Origin of the sequence: Agrobacterium sp. NPDC058088 (assembly GCF_042885035.1) — a bacterium.
Classification (GTDB): Bacteria; Pseudomonadota; Alphaproteobacteria; order Rhizobiales; family Rhizobiaceae; genus Agrobacterium.
Genome location: NZ_JBHVSU010000004.1, coordinates 124,682 through 151,603, shown reverse-complemented (window position 1 = coordinate 151,603; position 26,922 = coordinate 124,682). Strand labels below are relative to the sequence as shown.

At 59.7% G+C, this 26,922-nt stretch carries 19 protein-coding genes and 1 pseudogene; 6 read left to right on the top strand and 14 right to left on the bottom strand.

Features of this window, described 5'->3' with window-relative positions:
* Positions 1–167 precede the first annotated feature (167 nt).
* Positions 168–1,679, top strand: coding sequence for a polysaccharide biosynthesis protein UppP (gene uppP / locus ACFVTJ_RS13835; protein ID WP_386908265.1), 1,512 nt, complete (start codon positions 168–170; stop codon positions 1,677–1,679).
* A 60-nt stretch (positions 1,680–1,739) separates the two neighbouring features.
* Here the strand turns inward: uppP and galU are convergent, their stop codons facing one another.
* Positions 1,740–2,627, bottom strand: coding sequence for a UTP--glucose-1-phosphate uridylyltransferase GalU (gene galU / locus ACFVTJ_RS13830; RefSeq protein WP_386908263.1), 888 nt, complete (start codon positions 2,625–2,627; stop codon positions 1,740–1,742).
* Between the two features lie 195 nt (positions 2,628–2,822).
* On the opposite strand from galU, the gene ACFVTJ_RS13825 reads away from it, so the two are divergent.
* The 3 genes and pseudogenes from ACFVTJ_RS13825 to ACFVTJ_RS13815 all read left to right on the top strand — a co-directional run.
* A complete protein-coding gene (locus ACFVTJ_RS13825; RefSeq protein WP_386908261.1) occupies positions 2,823–4,043 on the top strand; it encodes a lytic murein transglycosylase in 1,221 nt (406 codons plus the stop codon).
* Between the two features lie 64 nt (positions 4,044–4,107).
* On the top strand, positions 4,108–5,343 hold the full coding sequence (locus ACFVTJ_RS13820; protein WP_386908259.1) for an SGNH family hydrolase: 1,236 nt from the start codon (positions 4,108–4,110) through the stop codon (positions 5,341–5,343).
* Positions 5,344–5,494: 151 nt separating this feature from the next.
* Positions 5,495–5,659 (top strand): annotated as a pseudogene (locus tag ACFVTJ_RS13815) (ATP-binding protein); the annotation flags it as partial.
* 78 nt (positions 5,660–5,737) lie between these two features.
* Here the strand turns inward: ACFVTJ_RS13815 and ACFVTJ_RS13810 are convergent.
* Genes ACFVTJ_RS13810 through gltB form a run of 3 tightly spaced genes read right to left on the bottom strand, consistent with a single transcriptional unit; the run spans position 5,738 to position 12,120 of the window.
* Positions 5,738–7,192: a glutamate synthase subunit beta gene (locus ACFVTJ_RS13810; protein ID WP_386908257.1), complete on the bottom strand. Its 1,455-nt coding sequence runs from the start codon at positions 7,190–7,192 to the stop codon at positions 5,738–5,740.
* A 15-nt stretch (positions 7,193–7,207) separates the two neighbouring features.
* On the bottom strand, positions 7,208–7,366 hold the full coding sequence (locus tag ACFVTJ_RS13805) for a hypothetical protein (RefSeq protein WP_386908255.1): 159 nt from the start codon (positions 7,364–7,366) through the stop codon (positions 7,208–7,210).
* Between the two features lie 8 nt (positions 7,367–7,374).
* A complete protein-coding gene (gene gltB, locus ACFVTJ_RS13800) occupies positions 7,375–12,120 on the bottom strand; it encodes a glutamate synthase large subunit (protein ID WP_386908254.1) in 4,746 nt (1,581 codons plus the stop codon).
* 372 nt (positions 12,121–12,492) lie between these two features.
* Here gltB and ACFVTJ_RS13795 point away from each other — a divergent pair, with 372 nt between their 5' ends.
* Positions 12,493–13,545 carry a low specificity L-threonine aldolase gene (locus tag ACFVTJ_RS13795; protein WP_386908252.1) on the top strand — a complete coding sequence of 351 codons (1,053 nt, stop codon included), beginning with the start codon at positions 12,493–12,495 and terminating at the stop codon, positions 13,543–13,545.
* A gap of 32 nt (positions 13,546–13,577) precedes the next feature.
* Here ACFVTJ_RS13795 and ACFVTJ_RS13790 read toward each other — a convergent pair whose 3' ends face one another.
* The 9 genes from ACFVTJ_RS13790 to ACFVTJ_RS13750 form a co-directional block, all read right to left on the bottom strand.
* On the bottom strand, positions 13,578–14,267 hold the full coding sequence (locus ACFVTJ_RS13790) for a response regulator transcription factor (RefSeq protein WP_386908250.1): 690 nt from the start codon (positions 14,265–14,267) through the stop codon (positions 13,578–13,580).
* A gap of 60 nt (positions 14,268–14,327) precedes the next feature.
* Positions 14,328–17,030, bottom strand: a complete 2,703-nt coding sequence (locus tag ACFVTJ_RS13785; RefSeq protein ID WP_386908248.1) for a DUF4118 domain-containing protein — start codon at positions 17,028–17,030, stop codon at positions 14,328–14,330.
* A 54-nt stretch (positions 17,031–17,084) separates the two neighbouring features.
* Positions 17,085–17,651, bottom strand: coding sequence for a potassium-transporting ATPase subunit KdpC (gene kdpC, locus ACFVTJ_RS13780; RefSeq protein WP_386908246.1), 567 nt, complete (start codon positions 17,649–17,651; stop codon positions 17,085–17,087).
* Positions 17,652–17,663: 12 nt separating this feature from the next.
* The gene (kdpB, locus tag ACFVTJ_RS13775; RefSeq protein ID WP_386908244.1) at positions 17,664–19,748 is read right to left on the bottom strand and encodes a potassium-transporting ATPase subunit KdpB; all 2,085 of its coding nucleotides are present in this window, start codon (positions 19,746–19,748) and stop codon (positions 17,664–17,666) included.
* 44 nt (positions 19,749–19,792) lie between these two features.
* Positions 19,793–19,954: a hypothetical protein gene (locus tag ACFVTJ_RS13770; RefSeq protein WP_386908242.1), complete on the bottom strand. Its 162-nt coding sequence runs from the start codon at positions 19,952–19,954 to the stop codon at positions 19,793–19,795.
* Between the two features lie 9 nt (positions 19,955–19,963).
* Positions 19,964–21,667, bottom strand: a complete 1,704-nt coding sequence (gene kdpA, locus ACFVTJ_RS13765; RefSeq protein WP_386908240.1) for a potassium-transporting ATPase subunit KdpA — start codon at positions 21,665–21,667, stop codon at positions 19,964–19,966.
* Positions 21,668–21,699: 32 nt separating this feature from the next.
* Positions 21,700–21,789: a K(+)-transporting ATPase subunit F gene (gene kdpF, locus ACFVTJ_RS13760; protein WP_386908238.1), complete on the bottom strand. Its 90-nt coding sequence runs from the start codon at positions 21,787–21,789 to the stop codon at positions 21,700–21,702.
* A gap of 331 nt (positions 21,790–22,120) precedes the next feature.
* On the bottom strand, positions 22,121–23,059 hold the full coding sequence (locus ACFVTJ_RS13755) for an asparaginase (RefSeq protein ID WP_386908236.1): 939 nt from the start codon (positions 23,057–23,059) through the stop codon (positions 22,121–22,123).
* Entirely contained in the window at positions 23,056–24,513 is a 1,458-nt protein-coding gene (locus ACFVTJ_RS13750) for an amino acid permease (protein WP_386908235.1), read from the bottom strand. The genes ACFVTJ_RS13755 and ACFVTJ_RS13750 overlap by 4 nt, the downstream gene beginning before the upstream one ends.
* Positions 24,514–24,783: 270 nt before the next feature.
* Here ACFVTJ_RS13750 and ACFVTJ_RS13745 point away from each other — a divergent pair, with 270 nt between their 5' ends.
* Entirely contained in the window at positions 24,784–26,211 is a 1,428-nt protein-coding gene (locus ACFVTJ_RS13745; RefSeq protein ID WP_386908233.1) for an aspartate ammonia-lyase, read from the top strand.
* On the opposite strand, the gene ACFVTJ_RS13740 is transcribed toward ACFVTJ_RS13745, so the two are convergent.
* Entirely contained in the window at positions 26,180–26,896 is a 717-nt protein-coding gene (locus ACFVTJ_RS13740; protein WP_386908231.1) for a FadR/GntR family transcriptional regulator, read from the bottom strand. The two genes, ACFVTJ_RS13745 and ACFVTJ_RS13740, sit on opposite strands and share 32 nt — an antisense overlap.
* Positions 26,897–26,922: the final 26 nt, after the last annotated feature.

The following is a 26,922-nucleotide window of genomic DNA, read 5'->3' as shown; positions in this document are numbered from 1 at the left end:
CTGTTAACCATAAAAAACCTATTGTTAAACCGATGTTAAAACTTGCGTCGCCTGTCTGGTCCCTGGTTTCTTCACGTCATTTCGTCAGCCTGCCGATCATCGGGCCTGAAGAGATGCCTTGGTGGGCTTTCGATCCGGCATCGGCCAAACTCGCCGGGTGAAAAGGAATGAATGTGAAGGGCACCGCCATACGTCTGTCGACGTCGCGGAAAGCAGCATCCCTGCTGCTTGCCTGTACGATTTTCTACCCGCAGGGAAGCGCCTTCGCGCAGAACGCAGCGACAGCCACACCAATGGTGCCGGGCGCCGCTTCCGCTGCCGACGGCACCGCTTCAACCACGCCGGCGACGGGCGACGCGGCAGGCACAGGCACAGGCACAGGCACAGGCACAACTCAGGCCACACCTGCGCCTCCACCGCAACTGTGGCGCCCGTCCAGCAATCCAGGCGACCCCATCTACGAACAACCGGACGAAGCCGGCCAACCCTATGCCGAGGCCGAGAACCCCTATGCACCGACAATGGATGGCGGGGAAAACCCGCGGATAGCAACCGAACCAGGACAGACGCCCGGCATCCGGCTCGGTACATTCGTGCTCCGGCCGTCGATCAGCCAGACCGTGAATACGGAAAAGCAGACAAATACGGGCGGCCCTTCCAGACGTAACTATTTGACGACGGGCATACGCGGCACACTCACCAGCGACTGGTCCCGGCACGCGCTGACGGTGACGGGCGATGGCGCCTGGGAGAGAAACTTCGGCGGCGACAAGAATGGCGAAGAACCCCGAGCCAATATCGAGGCCAATCTGCGCCTCGATCTCAGTGGCGAAACAACCGCCAATCTCAAGGCGGGTTATGAATTCAGCCGTGAAAGCACCACGGACCCCAATGCCCTGACAGGCGCTGCCGTGCAGGGCGGCGAGCATCGATTTACCGCCGGGGCATCGATAGAGCGGGATTTCGGAAAGCTGCGCGGGCTTGCCGCGCTCGATCTCTCACGTACCGTCTATACGGATGCAAAGGGCCTTGACGGCCAGCCGATCAGCCTTAGTGACCGCGACCAAATGGGCGCGAACCTGCGTGGGCGCATCGGTTATGAACTGTCCCCAGCCTTGATCCCCTTCCTCGAACTGAATGTGGGGACGACCAAATATGACCGCCACCTCGACAATTCAGGCTATGCCCGCTCCTCCAATGCCTATGGAGCGAAAATCGGCGCAGAAGTCGATCTCGGCGAAAAGACCCGTGGCGAGGCAGCGATCGGCTATCTGCGCAAGCAATATGACGATGATCGCCTGGCTGCGATCGGCGCCTTGACGCTGGATGGCAAACTCAACTGGTCTCCGCAGCGCGGCACGAATGTTAATCTCGGACTGCGCACGACGATAGAGGACTTTGCCGGCGGTCCGCAGGGTGGCTGGATTTCCTATCGGCTGGATGCAGGCCTGACCCATGAGTTGCGAAACAACCTGGTCGCGCGTTTGACGGGGCAGGTCGTGCATCGCACATTTCCCTCCTCTAACACCGAGAATGCTGTGGAATATACTGCAGGTGCCGGCCTGACCTGGGGGCTGAACCGCTATCTCGACCTGACCGCAGACGTCAGCTACCAGTGGACCCCGGTTTACGACAGCAATGAATTTCGTGTCGGCGCGGGACTTGTCCTGAAACGATAATGAGCCCCAAAAGAAAAATCCCGGCGGGAAGGCCGGGATTTTCTGGTGTATTTCGGTCAATTATTTCAGACCGCCGATCAGAGACTTGATCGGCCCCTCGATTGCCGGACGGATATCACCGCGTTCCAAAGCGAAGGCGACGTTCGCCAGGATGAAACCATCCTTGGCGCCGCAATCAAAAGTCTGGCCGCGGAAATGATAACCTGCAAACTCCTGCGACTTGGCAAGCGTCAGCATGCCGTCCGTCAACTGGATTTCATTGCCGGCGCCACGCTCCTGATTTTCGAGAATATCGAAAATCTCGGGCTGGAGGATATAGCGACCGTTAATATAGAAATTCGACGGTGCCGTTCCCTTGGCGGGCTTCTCGACCATTTCAGTGATCTTGAAACCTTCGCCCACGGTTTCACCCACGCCGACGATGCCGTATTTATGCGTCTGGTCGGGAGCGCATTCCTGCACCGCGATGACGTTGCCCTGGGTCTGGTCATAAAGTTCGACCATGCCCTTCAGGCAGCTTTTCTGCGAATGCATGATCATGTCAGGCAAAAGCACGGCAAAGGGCTCGTCGCCCACGATATCACGCGCACACCAAACCGCATGGCCAAGACCGAGCGGCACCTGCTGGCGCGTGAAGCTTGCCGTGCCCGCCTTGGGCAGAAGGCCAGCCAGCAATGTCAGCTCGGCATTCTTGTTCCGCTCGCGCAGCATCTGTTCAAGTTCAAATTGAATATCAAAATAATCTTCGATCACCGCCTTGCCGCGGCCGGTAACAAATACAAAATGCTCGATGCCTGCTTCCGCCGCCTCATCAACGACGTACTGAATGACCGGCTTGTCGACGACGGTGAGCATTTCTTTCGGAACTGCCTTGGTGGCGGGCAGGAAACGTGTACCGAGACCCGCGACCGGAAATACGGCCTTCCGAATTTTCTTATGTTCTACCACATATCCCTCCTGAGAGATAAAACTTGATCACAATCCCCGCACACTGTTGTTATTTCAAAAATAACAACGTTTTGTAAAGGGTGACGCTACCATCTATTAATGGTAAAGAATTTGTTGACATTCTTTTGTTATCCATGACGACGCCCGATGCGTTTTCGCAATCGAAATGATATTCGAGAGAACGAAAGACTGACGATGACAAAGACCCTTTCAAATGTCCGCAAATTCGGTTGCATGATGTTTGCAGGACTGGCGATCTCGCTTTCCCCCGTCTCGGCCCGGGCCGATCAAGGGTTCAAGCAGTGGATCAACCAATTCTACGCAACAGCCGCCAAAGAAGGCATTAGCAAGGCGACCTACCAGAAGGCCTTTGCCGGCGTCAGCGAGCCGGACCCGGACGCGTTGCGCAAGGCGACCTTCCAGCCCGAATTCACCACCCAGATTTGGGATTATCTCGATTCCCGCGTCAATCCGTACACGGTACGGATCGGCCGCGAAATGAAGATGAAACATGCGACGACGCTCAACTGGATCGAGCGCAACTTCGACGTCGACAAGCACATCATTCTCGCCATCTGGTCGATGGAATCCAATTACGGCGCGGTTCTCGAAAAGCCGGAGCGGCTGCACAACATCCCGCAGGCTCTTGCGACACTCGCCTATTCCGATCCCAAACGCGCCAAATTCGCGCGCACGCAGCTGATCGCAGCACTCAAGATTCTGCAGGCCGGCGATGTCACGCCCAAGCAGCTGACGGGCTCCTGGGCAGGCGCGATGGGCCACACGCAGTTCATTCCCACGAGCTACCTGCTCTATGCGGTCGATGCGGATGGTAATGGCAAGCGCGACATCTGGCATTCCGTTCCGGACGCACTGGCGACGGCGGCCAATCTTCTGGCCAAGAACGGCTGGGAGCCCGGCCGGACCTGGGGTTACGAAACCGCCGTGCCGCGTGGTGGCGCCCGCTATGAAGGGCAGACAAAGTCCATTGCGGAATGGTCGAAGCTCGGCTTCACCCGCCCCAACGGCAAGACCTTCACCCGCGGTTCCGATCGCGCCATGCTGAAATTGCAAGGCGGTGCAAATGGCCCCGGCTTCCTGATGATGAAGAACTTCTTCACCATCAAGAAATACAACGCCTCCGATAGTTATGCCTTGGCCGTTGGCCTGCTCGCGGATGAGATCGCCGGTTACGGCGGCATGCAGCAGAAATGGCCGCGCCCGGACGGCACGCTGGATATCCGGGAAAAATTCGAACTTCAGACCCGCATGAAGGAACTCGGTTATTACGATGGCGAGATCGACGGCAATTTCGGTTCCGGCTCGAAAGCCGCCATTAGCGCCATCCAGTCCCGCATGGGCATGCAAAATGACGGCGAGCCGTCGCAGCGATTGCTGAGAGCCCTGCGCAATTGATAATGTGCCGGCGGCATTCGGCGACGTCACGGACGCCGCCGATGCATCCGGAAAGGTTGATGTTATGAGTAGGAACTCTGCGGCGAGAAACGGAAAGACGGGTTGGCGTTTCTGCGCCATCGTTTTTTCCGCTGTCCTCTGTGTGCCGCTCGTTCCTTCCGAGACTTTCGCACAGGAACAGCGGCGTACCCTTTTCGAAATGCTGTTCGGCAAGCCTGTGGGCCGCGATGGCAGCTTCGACCGCGACTATCAGCCCCGCAACCGCCGGGATTTTCCGGCGGCTCCGCGGGAAAGATCTGTCACCCGTCCGCAGCCGGCACGGAAAGCGCCCTCGGTGGTTCAGATGCGAACCGCAAAACCGGAACCTGCTGCCAAGCTTGAAAATGCGAGACGCGTTCTGGTCATCGGCGACTTCCTTGCCGGTGGCATGGGCGAAGAGCTGGTCAATGCTTTTGCCAGCTCGCCGGCAATCGCCGTCGATGTCCGCGCCAACGGCTCTTCAGGTCTTGTACGCACCGATTATTACGACTGGTTCAAGACCCTGCCGCAATTCATTACCGAGACAAATCCGGCAACCATCGTCATCATGATGGGTTCGAACGATCGCCAGCAGATGCAGATCGGCGATATCAAGGAAAAATTCGGCACCGACGTCTGGTTCAAGGAATATGAACGACGCATCGACGAGCTACTGACGCTCGCAGGACGCCCAAAGGTTCCTGTACTCTGGGTCGGCCTGCCCGCCTTCCAGTCGCCATCGCTCTCGACTGATCTGGTCGGCTTCAACCGGCTTTATCGTAACCATGTCGAAAAATATGGCGGCGAATTCGTGGATGTCTGGGATGGCTTCGTGGATGAGGCCGGAAAATTCGTCGTCACCGGCTATGACATGAACGGCCAGCAGGCCCGCCTTCGTGAAGCCGATGGCATCGGCATGACACAGGCTGGCAAACGCAAGCTCGCCTTTTACGTCGAAAAGTTCGTGCGCCGTCACCTTGATGGCGCAGGGCCGGATCTCGTCAAGCTCGATGGCAGCAATCTGCCTGCCCTGACCTCCCTGCCCGCACTCGGCATCGACGCCGGCCAAGTGCGCACCCAGCCGATCAGCCTCACCGATCCCGCTCTTGATGGCGGCGACAAATTGCTTGGCGATGTCCTTCCCTCTGCCGCGCCGGCTCGCGTTTCCGTCGTGGAATCGCCACGCGAGAGGCTGACCAAACGCGGCGAGATGGCCGATGCGCCTGCAGGCCGCATCGATGACTATCGCGTGGTCACGGACACCACACCGGCGAAACAGTAAGCGCCATCACACCAAGCCGAGCCCTCCCGGCTGTAATGTAGAGGCAGCCCATCAATGACAGTATCGACCGAGCTTTGCAGGAATGCGGGGTGATCGCGTGTTACTTGCGATCATACTTTTTGCCGCACTCCATGGGCTCCATATTATCGTCGAGCTTGTCTTTGACGCCTTCCATCGTTTGCAGCCAAAAGACAGGGGCACCGGCCTTGGGCTTAATCTTGTCCAGGAAATCGTGCGCTATCGCGATGGAGAAATCACCAGCGCCGACTCCGGAAGCGGCGGCGCCTGCTTCCGGATCACGCTGCCTCACTGCTGATAAGACGCGCCCATTCTATCGCCAAAGAAAAGGCCTGCCGCAGCGGCGACAGGCCTCTTCGATTTCATAGGAGCCAGTTCAGCGTGGCAGAACGGTAGCGCCCATTAGCGCCTCATCGATCGCCCGCGCCGCCTGGCGGCCTTCGCGAATGGCCCAGACTACCAGCGACTGACCGCGGCGGACGTCGCCGGCGGCCCAGAGCTTGTCGACCGAGGTCCTGTAGTCCGTCTCGTCGGCGACAACATTGGTGGAACCACGACGATCCGTATTGAGCGTCAACTTGCCGTCCATTTCCTTCAGCACGCTATCGGTGAAGGGACCGGAGAAACCAATTGCAATGAAGGCGAGGTCGGCCTTGATGATGAACTCGGTGCCGGCGATCGGCTTGCGGCGTTCATCCACCTGGCAGCACTTCACGCCGGTCAGCACACCGTCTTCGCCAACGAATTCAAGCGTGGCGACCTGGAACTCGCGTACCGCGCCTTCCGCCTGGGAGGAGGACGTGCGCATCTTGGTCGCCCAGAAGGGCCAGACGGCAAGCTTGTCTTCCTTTTCCGGCGGCATCGGGCGGATGTCGAGCTGTGTGACCTTCACCGCGCCCTGGCGGAACGCCGTACCCACGCAGTCCGATGCCGTATCACCGCCGCCGACGACGACAACATGCTTGCCGCCAGCGAGGATCGGATCGGCCGGCCAGCCGATGCTATCGATGTTTTCACGGCCAACGCGACGGTTCTGCTGCACGAGATATGGCATGGCATCATGCACACCATGCAGGTCCGCCCCACCAATGCCGGCTGGACGCGGGGTTTCCGAGCCACCGCAGTAGAGAACCGCGTCGTGGTCGGCCAGCAGCGATTCAACGGTCACGTCGACGCCGACATTAACGCCGCAATGGAAGGTAACGCCTTCGCCCTTGATCTGCTCGACACGCCGATCAATGAAGTTCTTTTCCATCTTGAAATCAGGGATACCGTAACGCAGCAGGCCGCCAGGCTTGGATTCCCGCTCATAGACATGCACCTCGTGACCGGCGCGGCCAAGCTGCTGTGCCGCCGCCATGCCCGAAGGGCCGGAGCCGATGATGGCGACCTTTTTGCCGGTATGGATCGTCGCCGGCTTCGGCACGATGAAGCCCAGTTCATAGGCCTTGTCGGCGATGGCCTGCTCGACCGTCTTGATGGCGACCGGCGTATCTTCGAGATTCAGCGTGCACGCCTCCTCGCAAGGTGCGGGACAGACGCGGCCGGTGAACTCCGGGAAGTTGTTGGTGGAATGGAGGTTGCGGATCGCCTCTTCCCAATTGTTGTTATAAACCAGATCGTTCCAGTCCGGGATCTGGTTGTGCACGGGACAGCCGGTCGGGCCATGGCAGTAGGGAATGCCGCAATCCATGCAGCGCGCCGCCTGCTTCTGCACCTCGGCATCCGACATCGGAATGGTGAATTCGCGGAAATGGCGGATACGATCCGATGCGGGCTGATACTTGCCCACCTGCCGGTCGATTTCCAGAAAGCCTGTTACCTTGCCCACGTTTATGTCCTCACATCAAAGCGGAGCGCCTGTCGGGCCCCAGTACCAGTAAGCGAAACCAATAACCGCTCCCAATACGATGAACTCAAATCCGGTCTCGCCGCTCGTCCAGTAGATCACCGTGGGAACGGCGATCGCTGTTATCAGCGAGACCAGTTGGTGTAGTGTTCTCACGCGGCGGATTATTCCGCCGCAACGCCCATTTTCATCCGTTCCATATCCTCCAGCGCACGACGGTATTCGACCGGCATGACCTTGCGGAATTTCGGACGGAACTCGCTCCAGCGGTCGAGTATATCCTTGGCGCGCGACGAATTCGTGTAGTGGAAGTGGTTCGAGATCAGCTGGTAAAGGCGCTCCTCGTCGTGGCGCGTCATGTCCTCGGAAACGTCCACACGTCCCTTGTGCATGAGGTCGCCGCCGTGATGGTGCAGCTTTTCCAGCATGTCGTCTTCTTCTGGAACCGGTTCCAGCTCGACCATGGCCATGTTGCAGCGGGTGGCAAAATCACCCTTCTCGTCGAGAACATAAGCCACGCCACCGGACATGCCGGCCGCAAAGTTGCGGCCCGTCTCGCCGAGAACCACGACAATGCCGCCGGTCATGTATTCACAACCGTGATCGCCCACGCCTTCGACAACCGCGACCGCGCCGGAATTGCGCACTGCAAAGCGCTCACCCGCAACACCGCGGAAATAGCACTCGCCGGTAATCGCACCATAGAGAACCGTGTTTCCGACGATGATCGAGTTTTCCGCGACAATGCGGGTGTTTTCCGGCGGGCGCACGATGATGCGGCCACCTGAAAGACCCTTGCCGACATAGTCGTTACCGTCTCCCACCAGATCGAAGGTGATGCCTCGAGCCAGGAACGCGCCGAAGGACTGGCCCGCCGTGCCGCGCAGCGTCACGTGGATCGTATCGTCCTTCAGACCCTTGTGACCCCAGCGCTTGGCAAGCGCGCCCGAAAGCATGGCACCGGCGGAACGGTCGACGTTCTTGATAGGTACTTCGAAAACCACGGGTTCGCGGTTTTCCAGCGACGGCAGCGACTTCTCGATCAGCTTGCGGTCGAGAATATCGTCGATCGGATGCTTCTGGCGTTCGGTCCAGAAGGTCGCTTCCTTCGGAGCTTCGACCTTGTGGAAGATGCGGCTGAAATCCAGCCCCTTGGCCTTCCAGTGCGCCAGCATCTCATCCTTTTCAAGCAGTTCGGAAGCACCGATGATCTCGTCCAGCTTGGTAACGCCAAGCGAGGCGAGGATTTCGCGCACTTCTTCGGCGACGAAGAAGAAATAGTTGATGACGTGTTCCGGCGTACCCTTGAAGCGCTTGCGCAGAACCGGGTCCTGCGTGGCAACGCCCACGGGACAAGTGTTGAGGTGACACTTGCGCATCATGATGCAGCCCGCCGCAATCAACGGCGCAGTGGCAAAACCGAATTCGTCCGCACCAAGCAGCGCGCCAATGATGACGTCACGGCCGGTCTTCAGACCGCCATCCACTTGCAGTGCAACGCGTGAGCGAAGACCGTTCAGCACCAGTGTTTGCTGGGTTTCGGCAAGGCCGATTTCCCATGGCGAACCCGCATGCTTGAGCGACGTCAGCGGCGATGCACCCGTGCCGCCATCAAAACCAGAGACGGTGATATGGTCGGCACGTGCCTTGGCAACACCCGCCGCAACCGTGCCGACGCCGACTTCCGACACCAGCTTCACCGAAACATCAGCTTCCGGGTTAACGTTCTTCAGGTCGTAGATCAGCTGCGCCAGATCTTCGATCGAGTAGATATCATGATGCGGCGGCGGCGAAATGAGGCCGACGCCCGGCGTAGAGTGACGGGTCTTGGCAACGGTCGCATCCACCTTGTGGCCGGGCAGCTGTCCGCCTTCGCCGGGCTTTGCACCCTGCGCTACCTTGATTTGCAGCATATCGGCATTGACGAGATATTCCGTCGTCACACCGAAACGGCCTGAGGCAATCTGCTTGATGGCCGAGCGTTCCGGGTTCGGCTTGCCATTGAGCAGCGGCAGATAACGGTCGGATTCTTCGCCGCCCTCACCGGTGTTGGACTTGCCACCGATCTGGTTCATGGCAATCGCAAGCGTCGTATGCGCTTCGCGGCTGATCGAACCGAAGGACATGGCGCCCGTTGAGAAGCGCTTCACGATATCGGCTGCCGATTCCACTTCATCGATGGAAACCGGCTTGCGACCAAGCGCTTCCGCCGACTTGATGTTGAACAGGCCTCTGATGGTGTTCATCCGCAGCGCCGTCTCATTCACCATGCCGGCGAATTCGCGGTAGCGATCCTGGCTGTTGCCACGGACGGCATGCTGCAGCGAGGCGACGGCATCCGGTGTCCAGGCGTGGCTTTCACCGCGCATGCGATAGGCATATTCACCGCCGATATCGAGCGTGTTGGCAAGGATCGGGTCCTTGCCGAATGCCGCCGTGTGTCGCGTAACGGTTTCTTCGGCGATCTCGGTGAGACCAACACCTTCGATCGAGGTGGCAGTGCCAAAGAAATATTTCTCGACGAATTCCGAAGACAGGCCAACGGCGTCAAAAATCTGCGCGCCGCAATAGGACTGATAGGTGGAAATGCCCATCTTGGACATGACCTTGAGAATGCCCTTACCCACCGCCTTGATGTAGCGATAGACGACTTCGTCATCCGATACTTCCTTCGGGAAGGCGCCGTGCTTGTGCATGTCGAGCAACGTATCGAAGGCGAGATAGGGGTTGATCGCCTCAGCACCATAACCGGCAAGCAGGCAGAAATGGTGAACTTCGCGCGGCTCGCCGGTTTCCACGACGAGACCGACCGAGGTGCGAAGACCCTTACGGATCAGGTGATGGTGCACGGCGGCCGTCGCCAGAAGTGCGGGGATCGCGATGCGATCCGGGCCAAGCTGGCGGTCGGACAGAACGATGATGTTGTAACCGCCGCGCACGGCGGATTCCGCCCGCTCGCACAGGCGGTCGAGCATCTCGGGCATGCCTTCCGCGCCACGCTCCACATCATAGGTAAAGTCCAGCGTCTTGGTGTCAAAACGGTCTTCCGTGTGACCGATGGAGCGGATCTTTTCCAGATCGCCATTCGTCAGGATCGGCTGGCGCACTTCCAGACGCTTGGCGCGGGCCGCTCCTTCGTGATCGAGAAGGTTGGGGCGCGGACCGATGAAGGACACGAGGCTCATGACGAGTTCCTCGCGGATCGGATCGATCGGCGGGTTGGTGACCTGCGCGAAGTTCTGCTTGAAATAGGTGTAAAGCAGCTTCGACTTGTCCGACATGGCCGAAATCGGCGTATCGGTGCCCATCGAGCCGATAGCTTCCTGACCGGTCGTCGCCATCGGTGACATCAGGAGCTTCGTATCTTCGCTGGTGTAACCGAAGGCCTGCTGACGGTCGAGCAGGGACACGTCGCGGCGCAGCGCGCGCGGCTCCACGGGCTTCAGATCCTCAAGAATGAGCTGGGTGCGGTCGAGCCAGGTGCGATAGGGATGCTTGGCGGCAAGCTCGTGCTTCACATCCTCGTCGGAAATGATCGCGCCCTTTTCCATATCGATCAGCAGCATCTTGCCCGGCTGCAAACGCCATTTCTTGATGATGCGCTCTTCCGGCACCGGCAACGTGCCGGCTTCCGACGCCATGATGACGCGGTCGTCATCGGTGACGAGATAACGCGCCGGACGCAGGCCGTTGCGGTCGAGTGTCGCGCCGATCTGCTTGCCATCGGTGAAGGCGACGGCAGCGGGGCCATCCCAGGGCTCCATCAGCGCGGCATGATATTCGTAAAACGCCTTGCGCTCCGCCGACATAGACAGGTTGCCCGACCAGGCTTCGGGGATCAGCATCATCACGGCATGGGCCATGGAGTAACCGCCGCGCACGAGGAATTCGAGTGCGTTGTCGAAACAGGCGGTATCCGACTGGCCTTCATAGGAAATCGGCCAGAGCTTGGAAATGTCGTCGCCGAACAGCGCGGACGAAACGGACGCCTGACGCGCCGCCATCCAGTTGACGTTGCCGCGCAGCGTGTTGATTTCGCCGTTATGGGCAACCATGCGGTAAGGGTGCGCCAGCTTCCAGGACGGGAAAGTGTTGGTCGAGAAACGCTGATGCACGAGGGCAACGGCGGATTCGAAACGCGGATCCGAAAGGTCCTTGTAATAAGCGCCAACCTGATAGGCGAGGAACATGCCCTTATAGACAATGGTCGAGGATGACAGCGAAACCGGGTAGAAATCCTGGGTTTCCTTGCCGCCGCCTTCATCATAGATGCGGTTGGACAGCACCTTGCGGATCAGGAACAGCTTGCGCTCGAAGTCATGATTGGTCGCAGCATCGCGACCAGCGCCGATGAAGACCTGAACATGGTGCGGTTCGGTGGCAGCAATATCGGGCGCCTTCGACAGCGAGGAATTGTCGACGGGCACGTCGCGGAAGCCGAGGAACTGCTGCCCCTCTTCGCCGATGACGTCGACGATGACCTGCTTGTAATGCTCGATGCGCGAAGGATCGCGCGGCATGAAGATGTGGCCAACGGCGTATTCGCCAGCCTTCGGCAAGGTCACGCCCTGTGCCGCCATTTCCTCGCGGAAGAAACGATCGGGAATCTGCACCAGAATACCCGCGCCATCGCCCATCAACGGGTCTGCGCCGACAGCACCGCGATGCGTGAGGTTTTCGAGAATGAACAGGCCATCGCTGACGATCTGGTGCGACTTGACGCCCTTCATATGGGCGACGAAGCCAACGCCGCAGGCGTCATGTTCATTGGCGGGATCGTAAAGACCCTGCTTTTCCGGCAAGCCGCCCGCGAAACGCGCTTTCGCAGAAACGGGTGCGGCCGCAGCCGCGGTGGGACAGTCAGTGGTCAGGGTTGCGGCAGCGATATCCGCCTGCGGCTTGTTCGTCATTTTTGTCCCTCCTGCAAAATTACTTGCACGGTTTCATGCGAAGATCCGGCTCGATACGGATTGCTGCTTCCGCAAAATCCACATTCAGGCCGGCTGGATCAAATTTAGGACAGCAAGACTGTCTCAATTCCCGCTGATTTTGGCAGAAACGAGGGAATTTAGCAAGGGTCCGAATCCAATTAGTGAGCACCCCTGTTTGCAGCGAAGTTTCGATACTGACCTATTGTGCGAAACTTTCTTATCGAAAGAGCCGCCTTACCATTGCTTTCATTGCCCGATTTGCCAATCGCGATCTTAGGTCCTAGAACTTTGCCATCATCATCGCTTAACGCAGCCCAATACAGACCCCCAGCCATCGGAAAGCCTTCAGAGATGTTTTTTGCTTCAGACAATTGGGCTGGCGCCCATCCGGCCGTCAATGAACGGCTGTCTCGGGAATCCACACGCTTTGCCGCCGCTTACGGCACGAGCGAACTCGATCTCTCCATCGAAAAACGCTTCAACGAAATCTTCGAACGCGAGGTCGCGGTGTTTTTCGTCGCCACCGGTACTGCGGCCAATTCGCTTTCGCTGGCCAGCATCGCCCGTGCCGGCGGCCTGACCTTCTGTCATTCGGAAGCGCATGTGATCGAGGATGAATGCGGCGCCCCGGATTTCTTTTCCGGCATGCGCATGGTCGCCGTCGAGGGGCCGAACGGCAAGATGCTGCCGGAAAACCTGATCGAGCGTATCGCGCGTTATCCGCAGGATGCCGTGCACCATGGGCGCGCCGCGGCCATCACCATGACGCAGGCGACCGAGGCCGGCACCGTCTACACGCTTGACGAAATTGACGCGATATCGAAGATCGCCAAGGAAAACGGCCTGCCGCTGCATATGGATGGCGCGCGCTTTGCCAACGCGCTTGCCGCGCTCGGCACCACGCCGGCCGAAATGACCTGGAAACGTGGCGTCGACGTCCTGTCTTTCGGCGGCACAAAAAATGGCTGCTGGTGCGCGGAAGCGATCGTGTTTTTCGATCCTTCGCTCTCCCGGGATTTCTCCTTCCTGCGCAAGCGCACCGCCCAGCTTTTCTCGAAGTCGCGTTTCATCGCCGCGCAATTCGAAGCCTATCTGCAGGACGATCTGTGGCTCGGTCTCGCCGGCCACGCCAACGCCATGGCCAATCGGCTGCGCACCGGGTTCGGCTCGCTCAACAGCGCGCGCCTTGCCTGGCCGACACAAGCCAACGAAGTTTTCGCCATTTTGACGAAGGCAGCCGCGGAAGCGGCGACGGAAAAAGGCGCGAAATTCTATGACTGGCTGGAACCGCGCGACATGCCGGAAAAAGTTGGCAAGGACGAAGTTCTGATCCGCATGGTCACCAGCTTTGCGACGACCGAAGCCGATGTGGACGAGTTCCTGTCAATCTGCGCCGCCGTCTGACAACGATCGGAGGGCGTCGCTTCTGGGCGCCCTCAAACCTCCTGCAACCGGTAACCGACCCCGGTTTCCGTCAGGATATATCGCGGCTGATCCGGGATTTTTTCGATCTTCTGGCGCAGCTGGCGCACATAGACCCGCAAATATTGCACGTCGGTCAGTTCGTCCCACACATGCTCCAGCAGAAAACGGTGTGTCAGCACCTTGCCAGCGTGCTGCACCAGGACCCGCAGAATATCGTACTCCTTGGGAGAGAGTTTCACCTCGCGACCCTCCACCCTGACGATGCGCCGGACAAGATCGACAGACAGATCACCGGTCTGAAACACCGGCCTTTCGCCCTGGCTCTGCAGGCGATGGCGCAGCGCGACGCGGATGCGGGCGACAAGTTCGTTCATGCCGAAAGGCTTGCTGATGTAATCGTCCGCCCCCAGTTCCAGCGCCCTGACGATACCTGCCTCATCCGTTCGGCTGGAGAGGATGATGACCGGCAGCGCCAGACCTTCGCTGCGCCATTTCTCCAGAAGGTCATGCCCCGACAAATCCGGCAGTCCGAGATCAAGCACGACGAGATCCGGCTTATCTTCCCGGACCAATTCCATCGCCACTTTCGCATTCATTGCCTCGCTCACCGCATATCCCTGCGTCGAGAGGCCCACTCGCAGGAGCTTTCGGATCGGCGGCTCGTCATCGACGATCAGAATACGAACGGCGGAATTGGTCATTCCGAATCTCCTTCAGCGGCATGGCAGGATGCTCGACCATCTCTTACCGGCAATAGCACCTTAATCATGATCCAGCACAGGCGTATCGACGGCAACGGGCAGGCCTATGGTAAATTGTGCGCCACTGCGGCCCGATCTGTTTTCCGCCCGGATCGTGCCACCCATCGCCTCGATAAACCCCTTGCAGATGGACAGACCGAGCCCCGTTCCCGCCTGCACATGGTCAATCTTGCGTACCCGGTAAAAACTGTCGAAGACCCGCTCGATATCATCGGGCGGAATGCCCGGCCCCTCATCAGTGACCGACAGGAAGATATTCTTTCCCTGCCGCCAGCCGCGTATCGCAATGGTGGTGTGTTCGGAAGCGTATTTGGCCGCATTGTCGATGAGGTTGAACAGCACCTGTTCGAAAAGCACGGGATCGACCTTCAGCATCGGCAGGTCGGAGGGGATATCGAGAACGACCTCATGCCGGGCGACGATCTTCGCCGCGCGCGACAGCGCCGTTCCGACCATGTCGCCGAGGAAATGCAGCCCGTAATTCGGCTCCATCGCCCCCGATCCGATCCTAGTCATATCGAGAAGATTGGAGATGAAACGGTTAAGCCGTTCGGATTCCTCGACAATCGTTGACAGCAGTTCGCCGCGCGCATCGGGCGGAATGTCATCGGCAAAATCCTTGAGCGTTCCGGCCGAGCCCAGAATGGCAGCAAGTGGAGTTTTAAGGTCGTGGGAGATGGAGGTCAGAAGTGCGGTGCGCAGGCGGTCGGTTTCAGCCGCCAGCCTTGCCCGGTCGACATCCGAGGCGAGCTGAAGACGTTCTATCGCGAGCGCGGCCTGATCGGCCAGCGCGTCAAAAAGCCGCTGCTGTTCCGGCGTCAACAGCGGTCCGCTTCGGTCATCATCCAGGCCCACGACACCTACCGCACCGCTGCCGGTACGAAGCGGAAGATAGAGCCTTTTGGCACCCGGCAAAGTATCTGCACCACGACCCGCCGCCTTGTTGTGTTCCCAGGCCCATTGCGCGGCGGCGATATCGGCATCCACCAATGTATCGTCAGGCGGATAACCCGCCTTGACGGCAATGGCGCCGTTTTCCGGCATGAGCAGGACGACCCTTACCTTCAGCATCGACGCCATCTGATATGCGGTTGCCCACAAGACATCGTCGAGCGTTCCCGTGCCGGCCAGTTTTTTCGCAAACAGATAGAGATCTTCGGTGGTCCGCGCTCTAGAGCGCGCAGACGCCGCCTGCCGCTGCACCGCGACGGTGAGATTGGACGCGACGAGCGCCACGCCGAAATAAAACAGCAGGGCGACGAGGCTATCAGGGGAACTCACCGTCAGCGTATAACGCGGCTCCAGAAAGAAGAAGTTGAACGCGACCGCACCGAGCAGGGAGGCATAAAGCGCTGGCCCCAGACCGCCGCGCACCGCAGCAGCCAGAACGGCCATCAGGAAAACAAGCGCAAGATTTTGAAGATCGAGCGTCTGGTCGAGCACGATGCCGACCACGATCGCCAGTCCGACGAACAGGGTACTGTTGAGATACGACCGGAAAGATTGGCGGGATCGCGCCGGTGCGAGCTTTACGGCCTGACCCGGCTTTTCTTCGTTCTTGTCGCCGGAAATGACGTGCACGCTGATATCGCCGGCGTGGTCGATCAAATCATGCGTCAGCGAGCGCTGAAAAATCCGTTGCCACCACGATTTTCGCGGACGACCGATGATGATGTGGGTAAAATTATTGGCATTGGCGTAAGCGATGATCTCACGTGTGAGGTCAAGCGCCGGCAGGGTCACCGTTTCGCCGCCAAGCTGCTGCGCAAGCCGCATGGTGCCCGCCAGCCGGTCCTTCTCCGCCTCCGACAATTGCTGCGAACGCGGCGTGTCGAGATGTAGCGCGGTCCAGGGCGCGCGCAATCGGTCCGCCTGCCTTCGGGCATAACGCACGAGACCCGGGCCATTGCCGCCATGGTCGAGGCAGACCAGAACCCGGTCTCCCGCCGCCCAGGGTCCGGAAATGGCATGGGACTGCATATGGTTGAGCAATTGCTCGTCCACCCGCTGTGCCGTACGTCGAAGTGCGAGTTCGCGCAGCGCCGTCAGGTTGCCGCGGGAGAAATAGTTTTCGATGGCGCGTCGGGCCGTACGCGGCAGGTAGACCTTACCGTCCTGCAGCCGCTTGATCAGGTCATCGGGGGTAATATCGATGATTTCGACATCGTCGGCACGGTCGATGATGCTGTCCGGCACGGTTTCGCGCACACGGATGCGGGTGATCTGCGCCACCACATCATTCAGGCTTTCGACATGCTGGATGTTGAGCGTGGTATAGACGTCGATGCCCTGCGCAAGGATTTCCTGAACGTCCATGTAGCGCTTGGGATGGCGGCTGCCGGCTGCATTGGTATGGGCAAGTTCATCGACCAGCACCAGAGCGGGGCGACGGGCGAGAATGGCGTCGATATCCATCTCTTCCAGCACCTGACCGCGGTAGTCGATGCGCTTGCGGGGGATCACATCCAGCCCTTCGACCAGCGCCTCGGTTTCCTTGCGTCCGTGGGTTTCCACGACGCCGATAAGGGTATCGACACCATCCGCGAGCTTCGCCCGGCCGGACATCAGCATCTCATAGGTCTTGCCGACGCCGGGTGCGGCCCCTAAAAAAATCTTCAGCCGGCCTCTTGCCTCGCGCCGGGCATTTTCCAGCAGCGCATCGGGCGACGGTCGGCTCGGCATATCGCTGATATCGTCAGGCATTTAACCACCAGTGGTCGAGGCTATGGCTTCCGGAGAAGCCATAGCCATTTCAGTTTATGAGCCGGCTGCGTCAAGTGCCATATTGAGCTCCAGTATATTTACAACGGGCTCACCCATGAAGCCGAGTTCCGGCGCTTCGACATGATGCTCGACGAGGGCACGCAACGTGGCCTCCTCCATTCCCCTTGCCTTGGCGACGCGCGGCACCTGGAAATAGGCGGCCTCTGGCGAAACGTGCGGATCAAGGCCGCTGCCCGATGCCGTCACCAGATCGGCGGGAACTTCCGCCGACGGGTTTTCGGCTTTTGCAACCTCATAATCCTTCTTCACCCGGTCGATGAGCTTGGCGCTCGTCGGGCCGAGATTGGAACCGGAGGATGAGGCCGCATTATATCCGTCACCGGCAGCGGAGGGCCGTCCATGAAAATAGGTCTCGCCGGTGAAGGCTTGACCGATCAATTGCGAGCCGACCACCTTGCCGTCCTTCTCGATCAAGCTGCCATTGGCCTGAACGGGAAAGAGCGCCTGCGCCAGACCTGTCATGCCCAGCGGATAGGCAAGGCCGGTAATGGCCGTGGTGGCGAGGATCAGCACCAGTGCGGGGCGAAACTGTCTGAACATTGTCTTTACTCCTCAGGCGAGACCGAGCGCCGTAATGGTAAGGTCGATGAGCTTGATGCCGATGAAGGGAACGATGATGCCGCCGAGCCCATAAATGACCAGATTGCGCGACAGCAGCGCGCCCGCGCCGATCGGCCGATATTTGACGCCCTTCAGCGAGAGCGGGATGAGCGCGATGATGATGAGCGCGTTGAAGATGATCGCCGACAAGATGGCGCTCTGCGGCGTCGCAAGCCCCATCACGTTGAGAACGCCAAGCTGCGGATAGAGCGCCAGAAACATCGCCGGGATGATGGCGAAATATTTGGCGATATCGTTGGCAATGGAGAAGGTGGTCAACGCACCGCGCGTCATCAGCAATTGCTTGCCGATTTCGACGATCTCGATGAGCTTGGTCGGGTCGCTGTCGAGATCGACCATGTTGCCGGCCTCGCGCGCTGCCACCGTGCCGGTGTTCATGGCGACGCCGACATCGGCCTGCGCCAGCGCCGGCGCATCGTTCGTGCCATCACCGCACATGGCAACGAGCTTGCCCTTGGCTTGCTCCTCGCGAATGAGCTCCAACTTGTTTTCCGGCGTCGCCTGGGCGAGGAAATCGTCGACACCGGCTTCCGCTGCGATGGCGGCAGCCGTCATCGGATTGTCGCCAGTGATCATGACAGTACGGATGCCCATGCGGCGAAGCTCCGCGAAACGCTCGCGAATGCCACCCTTGACGATATCCTTCAGTTGCACGACGCCGAGCAGCTTGCCGTCGCGCACCACGGCAAGCGGCGTGCCGCCAGCCTTGGCGATATCTTCCGCTATCGTGCGGATTGCCCGCGTGGCATCCGTTTCGGTTTTGAGGGCTAGCGCCGAATTGCCATGTTGCAGAGTGCCGCCATCGACATAAGCAAGAACCGCATCAACCGCGCCCTTGCGAATGGAGGCGCCTTCGAAATCCACGCCGCTCATGCGGGTCTGGGCGGTGAAGGGCACGAAGCTCGCGTGCAGCTTCTGCATGTCGCGGGCACGGATACCGTATTTTTCCTTGGCCAGCACCACGATGGAGCGGCCTTCCGGGGTTTCGTCGGCGAGCGAGGCGAGCTGCGCGGCATCGGCAAGCTCCTGTTCGGAAACGCCGGGGATAGGGCGGAATTCGGTCGCCTGCCGGTTGCCAAGCGTGATGGTGCCGGTCTTGTCCAGCAGCAGCGTATCGACGTCACCCGCCGCCTCGACGGCACGGCCGGACATGGCGAGAACGTTGAAACGCACCAGTCTATCCATGCCGGCAATGCCGATGGCGGAGAGAAGCGCACCGATGGTGGTCGGGATGAGTGTCACGAACAGAGCCACCAGCACGATGATCGGGATGGAACCGCCGGCATAGGCCGCGAAACTTGGAATGGTCGCGGTGGCCAGAACGAAGATCAGCGTCATGCCCGCAAGCAGGATGTTGAGCGCGATCTCGTTCGGTGTCTTCTGGCGCTCGGCGCCTTCGACCAGCGAAATCATCCGGTCAAGGAAGGTAGAGCCGGCAGCAGCGGTGATGCGAACGCGGATCCAGTCCGACAACACCTGCGTGCCGCCGGTAACGGCTGAACGATCACCGCCGGATTCGCGGATCACGGGCGCGGATTCGCCCGTGATGGCGGCCTCATTGACGGAGGCAACGCCTTCAATAACCTCGCCGTCAGAGGGAATGATATCGCCTGCCTCGACGAGAACGACATCGTTAACCTTCAGACTGGTGCCGGCCACCATCTTATATTGACTGCGGTCGTCACCGCTCAGCAGCTTCGCCTGGGTTTCGGTACGCGTCCGGCGCAGCGAATCCGCCTGCGCCTTTCCGCGCCCTTCGGCGACGGCTTCGGCGAAATTGGCAAATAGCACCGTGAACCAGAGCCAGAGATTGATCTGGAAGGAAAAGGCGAGATTAGCGCCGCCGGCGACGAGATCGCGGATAAACAGCACCGTCGTCAGCACCGACACCGTCGCCACCACGAACATGACCGGATTACGCGCAAGCGTGCGCGGGTTGAGCTTTTTGAATGCGTCGGCAATGGCCGGCACGAGAATGCGAGAATCAAGGATGCTCGCTTGTTTGGACTGGCTCATGAAGAGGCTCCAGTGTTTGAAACAGGGCGACCGATGAGGGTCGATCAGCCCGTGATAACTTCGAGCGCGACAACGGCGGCGAACAGAGCCGCCATCATCGCAAGAATGAGATTGGAGGCGCACCAGCCGCCGGGCGTGGCGCTCCCTTTAACGGGAGCGCCGTTGCGAGCGGGGACGCGGTCGCGTCGGGACATGTCGTCAGTCATGGCATCACCTCAGAAGAGCTGGCCTGCCGCCATCACCAGATGTTCGGCAACGGGGCCAAGGGCGAGTGCTGGCAGGAAGGTAAGGCCGCCGACAACCAGGATGGTACCAACAAGCAGGCCAACGAAGAGCGGTCCATCCGTGGGGAAGGTGCCGGCCGAGGCCGGAACCGTCTTCTTCGCAACCAATGAGCCGGCAATGGCCAGAGCTGGAATGATCACCAGAAAGCGGCCCATCAACATGCCAAAGCCAAGCGTAATATTGTACCAGCTGGTATTGCCGCTAAGCCCCCCGAAAGCCGAGCCATTATTGGCGGCCGCCGACGTATAGGCGTAGAGGATTTCAGAAAAGCCGTGCGGACCTGCCGTTCCTATCGACGCCACGGCCGAAGGCAGGACGGTGGCAATGGCCGTAAAAATGAGCATGGCGAGCGGCAGGCAGAGAATGGCCAGAACCGCCATCTTCATTTCCTTGGCCTCGATCTTCTTGCCGAGATATTCCGGCGTCCGTCCGACCATCAGCCCCGCCACGAAGATGGCAATGACGATGAAGAGCAGAATGCCGTAGAAACCCGCGCCCACGCCACCGATGATCACTTCGCCCAGCTGCATATTGATAAGCGGGATAAGACCACCCAGCGCCGTGAAGCTGCCATGCATGGCATTGACCGCGCCACAGGATGCCGCGGTGGTAATCACCGCAAAGAGCGACGAGAGCGCCACGCCGAAGCGTACCTCCTTGCCCTCCATGTTACCGCCGGCAAGACCAAAGCCGTGCATCAGCGGGTTTCCGGCCGCTTCCGCCCAATAGGTGACGGCAACGCCGGCGATGAACAGCACACCCATGGCGGCGAGGATTGCCCAGCCCTGGCGCTGATTGCCGACCATGCGACCGAAAACATTGGTAAAGGCTGCGCCGATCGCGAATATCGACACCATCTGGATCATGTTGGAAATGGCGTCTGGGTTCTCGAAGGGATGCGCGGAATTGGCGTTGAAAAAACCGCCGCCATTGGTGCCCAGCATCTTGATCGCCAGCTGCGACGCCACGGGGCCAACGGCAATCGTCTGCTGCGCGCCTTCCAGCGTCTGCGCCGTGACATAGGCGCCGAGCGTTTGCGGCACGCCAAGCCAGACGTAAACCAGCGTCAGCACGATGCAGAGCGGCAGCAGCACGTAAAGCGTGGAGCGGACCATATCCACCCAGAAATTACCGATCGCCTTGCCGGATGCCCGCGAAAAAGCGCGGATCAGGCCGATGGCGATTGCCATGCCGGTTGCGGCGGAAACGAAGTTCTGCACTGTAAAACCGGCCATCTGGGTCAGATAGGACATGGTGCTTTCGCCACCATAGTTCTGCCAGTTCGTGTTGGTGACGAAGCTGACTGCCGTGTTGAAGGACAGTTCCGGCCCCACGGCCGGCATCGCCTGCGGATTATAGGGTAGCACCGCCTGAAAGCGCATCAGCGCATAAAGCAGGGCAAAACCGAGAAGGTTGAAGAGAAGCATGGAGAATGCGTAGGTCGTCCAGTGCTGCTCCTCACGCTCGCTTGTTCCAGCAACAGCATAAAGGCCGCGCTCGACGGGCGCGAGAACCGGTGACAGAAGCGTCCGCTCGCCATTAAAGACACGCGCCATGTAAAAGCCGAGCGGCTTCACAAGTGCAAAAATGATCCCGCAGAAAAGCAGGACCTGAAACCATCCATTGAGGGTCATGGTACTTTAACTTTCAATAGCCGCCGCTTCGATCAGAAGCGTTCGGGGCGAATGAGAGCGTAGGTGAGGTAAGCGGCGATAAAGACCGTGACGGCGCCGCTGAAGATATAGTCGAATGTCATCGCAGCCTCCGCCTAAAGCCGGTCACAGGCGCGCGTATAGGCAAAGCAGATGGCGAAAAACACCGTGGCTGCGCCGATAAGAACAAGATCCATCATTGATGGGACTCCCTTTTTTTCTGAGGAGCCGGACAGGAAGAAAAGCGCCGCCATGTGGGACGTCGCTTTTCAATCTTTCTGGCTGGAAAGGGAACACCATCCCTTCCCGCACAGAAGATGCACCCGAACCGCATAAAGGTTCGAGACGGCCGCATAGGGAATAAAATAGGAATCCTATAGGAATTTTCGAAGCCGACCGCAGCGGGCAACGAGCCACGTCTTCATGAAAGAGCGGTTAGGCGAAAGCAGAAACAATACCTTCGGGCGCACTTTCGCTGGCCAGCAGCGCGGCCAGCAGAATGCGGGCCTGGCCGGGACGAAGCGTAGAGGAATGCACGGCACCCGCCGCGACGAGATCGTGGCCGCCGCCGCCGCCGCCATAACTTGCAACCAGCAGGCCTTCAGGTACACGGCTGGAAACCACGACCGGAACACCGCGATCTGCGCAGCGCTTCACCGCTTCAGCAATAAGCGGATTGGCGTTGCCGGAACCGAGTGCAGCAAGCACGATACCCTTTGCGCCCGCCTGCAGGCTGGCATCGATATGGGTCGCGTCACAGCCGGGATGGATGGCGACGACATCGACCCTGATATCCGCGACGGGAGCGGCAAGCTTTGGTGCTGCGGCCTGGACTAGCGGTCGTGCGGAACGGAAGGCATCCGCCGCATCCGCACTCAGCTTGTAAAGCCCCCAGGCCGGCAGACAGCGACCACCGAAGGAAAGGAGCACGCCCTTTTCGGCATTCCGTTGATCGAGCGCTGTTTCTATGGCCCGGGCCAGGTTGGCCGGTCCATCCGCTTGCCCGTGGTCTGCCGTAAATTGCGCGCCGGTGAAGACAACGGGCTTGGCAAGGGTGTGCTGCACATGGACCAGCAGCGACGATTCTTCCATCGCATCGGTTCCATGCAGAACAACGACGCCCGCCACGGCGGGGTCGCTAAGTTCGATGCCAACGGCATTGCTGATGTGTTGCATGTCGGCGAGCGTCAGGCTGGAGGAATCCTTCGACATCAGGTCGACAGGCTTCAGTCGTGCATTGACGTGGGGAACCAGCGCCAGCAGGTCCTCGCCGGAAAGGCTGGGGGTGCTGGCGCCATCGGCGCCGCGCCTGCTCGCAATGGTACCACCGGTGGCGATCACCGCCACCAGTGGAATTGATCCGTGCCCGATCAATGCGACGCTCCTGTGCCTGCCTGATCGCCTGCAAGACGGTGGATACGATCACGCAGGAGGTACCAGCCGATCACCAGTGCAGGAATGATGACAATCAGCGAGGCGATGGTCCAGGAGCCGACAGGATAGTCAAACGCCATCAGCACAAGGACACCGAACAAGAAGATGAGCGTGAGGATGCCGGTATAGGGCGCGCCGAACATGCGGAAATCCGGACGTGCAAGCTCGCCACGCTGAGAAAGCTGCCAGAGTTTGAGCTGGCAAAGCACGATGACGGCCCAGGCGCAGATAATGCCGAGCGCTGACAGGTTGAGCGCAATTTCGAACGCGGCGGCGGGGACAACGGCGTTGAGCGCGACGCCGAACACGGTAACGACGGCAGTAACCGCGATGCCACCATAAGGCACGCCATTCTTGTTCATCTTCGCCAGCGCTGCCGGGGCCGAGCCGGAGACAGCCATGGAGTGAAGGATGCGACCTGTGGAATAGAGCCCGGCATTGAGCGAGGACAAGACTGCGGTCAGAACAACAAGGTTCATGATGACGTCCGCACCCTGCACGCCGATGGAACCGAAGAAGGTCACGAACGGGCTCTCACCGGCCTTGTAGGCCGTGTAGGGCAGGAGCAGCGTGAACAACAGCACCGAGCCGACATAAAACACAACGAGACGCAGGACGACGGCGCGGATGGCGCGCGGCATGACCTTGCGCGGGTCTTCGGTTTCGCCTGCTGCCGTGCCGATCAACTCGATCGACGCATAGGCAAAGACCACACCCTGGATAATGACGAAGGCTGGAAGAATGCCATTCGGGAAGAAGCCGCCATTGTCAGTAATGATGCTGAAGCCGGTAACGTGGCCTTCGATAGGCGTACCGAAAATGACGAAATAAACGCCGACGACGAGGAAGATCGCGAGCGCCAGCACCTTGATCAGGCTGAACCAGAACTCCAGTTCGCCGAACACCTTCACCGACAGCATGTTCATCGCCAGCACGACCACTAGCGCCGTCATCGCGAATACCCACTGATCGATGCCCGCAAGCCACGGTACGTATTGCTTGAAGAAATTCATATAAAGCGCAACGGCGGTGACATCGGCCACCGAGGTCATGGCCCAGTTCAGCCAATACATCCATCCGGCCGCAAAGGCCATCTTCTCGCCATAGAACTCGCGGGCGTAGGACACGAAGGAGCCTGAGCTCGGGCGATGCATGATAAGCTCGCCGAGCGCGCGCAGCACCAGAAACGCGAAGAAGCCGCAGAGCGCATAAACGAAAACCAACGCCGGACCAGCCTGCGCGAGACGCCCACCCGCACCCAGAAAGAGGCCCGTGCCGATGGCGCCGCCAATGGCGATCATCTGAATCTGGCGCGGCTTCAGGGCTTTATGGTAACCGAGATCCTCTTCAACGAAGACCTCACGTTCGGCGGGTGCCGTTTTTCCAGAATGCATGGATTTATCCTCCCGATAAAACGCTTGTAATCGGCAATAAGCCGGAAATCAAAGTGGAACTGGCGTCGTCCCAAGGGCTGGAAATATGGCCAGCGAATGCGTGCATCTTGTAAAGCTGCATGACAGATTTTTGCCCTCTTAATTGCAGAGACTGGCTTTCGTCAAGAGCCAGAGGGCAATATTGACCTTCCCCCTCCTTGGGAATATGGTCACAAAATCTGTAAGACAGCTTTACAGATTTTGCAACGCTTAAAGCCAGTGGAGGACACAGTGGGCGTGACGCGCAGGGAGCATGATTTGCTCGGGTCGAAGGAAATTCCGGGAAATGTCTATTGGGGGGTGCACACCGCGCGTGCGGTGGAAAACTTCAAGATTACCGGGGTGACCATTGGCCATAATCCTTATCTCATCAGGGGTTTAGCCTATGTGAAGGAGGCGGCCGCGCGTGCAAATCACGAACTCGGCCTGCTCGATCAGGAGCGGATGGAGGCCATCGCTGAGGCCTGCCGTGAAATCCGCGCCGGCGCGCTCCACGAGCAATTCGTGGTGGATGAAATTCAGGGCGGGGCCGGCACTTCAACCAACATGAATGCCAATGAGGTCATCGCTAACCGGGCGCTTGAACTGCTTGGCCACGAAAAAGGCGATTATACCCGTCTTCACCCGAATGATCATGTCAATCTCAGCCAGTCAACCAACGATGCCTATCCGACGGCCGTCAATGTCGGCCTGATTGAATCAATCGACGATCTCGCGGCATCAATGGGCGTGCTGAAAGATGCCTTCGACCGCAAGGCGCAGGAGTTTGCCGGCTTCATCAAGATCGGCCGTACCCAGCTGCAGGACGCCGTACCGATGACGCTCGGTCAGGAATTCCGCACTTTTGTGGTGATGCTCGGCGAAGATCAGGCCCGCCTGATCGAATCCGCCGCATTGCTGCACGAGATCAATCTCGGCGCTACCGCCATCGGCACCGGCCTTAATGCACCGCGCGGTTACGCCGAACTTGCCTGCCGGCACTTGGCGCAGCTGACGGGGCGACCGCTCGTCACGGCAGCAGACCTGATCGAAGCCACACAGGATCCCGGCGCCTTCGTGCACCTTTCCGGTGTGCTGAAACGCGTTGCCGTCAAGCTGTCGAAGACCTGCAACGACCTTCGCCTGCTCTCCTCCGGCCCCCGCGCCGGGATCGGCGAGATCACCCTGCCCTCCGTCCAGGCGGGTTCCAGCATCATGCCTGGCAAGATCAACCCGGTCATTCCCGAAGTGGTAAACCAGGTCGCCTATGCGGTGATCGGCAACGACATCACCATCACCATGGCGGCCGAAGCCGGGCAGCTGCAATTGAACGCTTTTGAACCTATCATCGTGCGGGCATTGTCGCAGAGCATCAGCCAGCTCAGCGCCGCCTGCCGCACACTGGCGGAACGCTGCGTTGACGGCATCGTCGCAAATCCCGCCATCATGGCGCAGCGTGTGGAAGAATCGATCGGTCTCGCCACCGCGCTCAATCCGCTGATCGGTTATTATGCAGCGACGGAAGTGGCGAAGGAGGCGCTTGCCAGCGGCCGCACCGTGCCGCAGGTGGTTCTGGAACGCGGCTATCTCACGGATGCGCAACTGCAGCAGGCGCTGAGCCCACGGCATCTTGCCAACCTGCCCGCCGTTACGGCTGGCGAAGCCGATCTTCGCCGATGATGGTCGTCACCACCTGCTTCACCTGGCCGAGGTGAATCTCCATCGCCTCACGCGCCTCGGGTGCGGAATTCCGCCGGATTGCCTCGACGATCCGGCGGTGCTCGAAATTCGAGGCTACACGGCGGCCCGCCATCAGATTGACCATCTCGGACTGCTGGGAAAGCGCCTCGCGGGCATCAGCCACGACCTTGGCGAATAGTCCATTGGCCGAAGCTTCGGCGATGGCGCAGTGAAATTGTCCGTCGAGCAAAACCCAGGGATGCGGCCTCTCTTCGGCGTCCATGCGATCGCAGAGTTCCAGCAGGGCGGCCAATTGCGCATCCGTGCGCCTCAATGCCGCCCAGCCGGCGGCCGGAACCTCGATGAAAGGCCGGGCCTCGATCAGATCGCGGGCGGAATAGGCGCCGTAACTCAATTCGGAAGGCGGCGTCAGCGTCATCACATAGGTGCCGCTGCCGGTGCGGGTCTGCGTCAGGCCCAGGGTCTGAAGCGAGCGCAACGCCTCACGAATGATGGGCCGGCTGACGCCATATCGCACCGCCAGGTGGGACTCGGCAGGAAGCCGGGTACCGACCTCAAGCTGCCCCGAGGTGATGGCGGACCGGATATCTTCGAACACCGCTTCCGCGGCATTCTTGCGATTGATCGGCTGTGCTTCCGTTAGCCAATCCGACAACCCGCCCATCTTCCAACCCTCCGGCACCCCAACAT

What these genes read in the sequence shown, in the direction of transcription:
- ACFVTJ_RS13770 (WP_386908242.1), bottom strand. Translation starts at nt 19,954, where the DNA reads ATGACTGACGACATGTCCCGACGCGACCGCGTCCCCGCTCGCAACGGC.
- uppP (WP_386908265.1), top strand. Translation starts at nt 168, where the DNA reads ATGAATGTGAAGGGCACCGCCATACGTCTGTCGACGTCGCGGAAAGCA.
- ACFVTJ_RS13820 (WP_386908259.1), top strand. Translation starts at nt 4,108, where the DNA reads ATGAGTAGGAACTCTGCGGCGAGAAACGGAAAGACGGGTTGGCGTTTC.
- ACFVTJ_RS13785 (WP_386908248.1), bottom strand. Translation starts at nt 17,030, where the DNA reads ATGCCTGACGATATCAGCGATATGCCGAGCCGACCGTCGCCCGATGCG.
- gltB (WP_386908254.1), bottom strand. Translation starts at nt 12,120, where the DNA reads ATGACGAACAAGCCGCAGGCGGATATCGCTGCCGCAACCCTGACCACT.
- kdpB (WP_386908244.1), bottom strand. Translation starts at nt 19,748, where the DNA reads ATGAGCCAGTCCAAACAAGCGAGCATCCTTGATTCTCGCATTCTCGTG.
- ACFVTJ_RS13750 (WP_386908235.1), bottom strand. Translation starts at nt 24,513, where the DNA reads ATGCATTCTGGAAAAACGGCACCCGCCGAACGTGAGGTCTTCGTTGAA.
- kdpA (WP_386908240.1), bottom strand. Translation starts at nt 21,667, where the DNA reads ATGACCCTCAATGGATGGTTTCAGGTCCTGCTTTTCTGCGGGATCATT.
- kdpC (WP_386908246.1), bottom strand. Translation starts at nt 17,651, where the DNA reads ATGTTCAGACAGTTTCGCCCCGCACTGGTGCTGATCCTCGCCACCACG.
- ACFVTJ_RS13795 (WP_386908252.1), top strand. Translation starts at nt 12,493, where the DNA reads ATGTTTTTTGCTTCAGACAATTGGGCTGGCGCCCATCCGGCCGTCAAT.
- ACFVTJ_RS13740 (WP_386908231.1), bottom strand. Translation starts at nt 26,896, where the DNA reads ATGGGCGGGTTGTCGGATTGGCTAACGGAAGCACAGCCGATCAATCGC.
- ACFVTJ_RS13790 (WP_386908250.1), bottom strand. Translation starts at nt 14,267, where the DNA reads ATGACCAATTCCGCCGTTCGTATTCTGATCGTCGATGACGAGCCGCCG.
- kdpF (WP_386908238.1), bottom strand. Translation starts at nt 21,789, where the DNA reads ATGACATTCGACTATATCTTCAGCGGCGCCGTCACGGTCTTTATCGCC.
- ACFVTJ_RS13825 (WP_386908261.1), top strand. Translation starts at nt 2,823, where the DNA reads ATGACAAAGACCCTTTCAAATGTCCGCAAATTCGGTTGCATGATGTTT.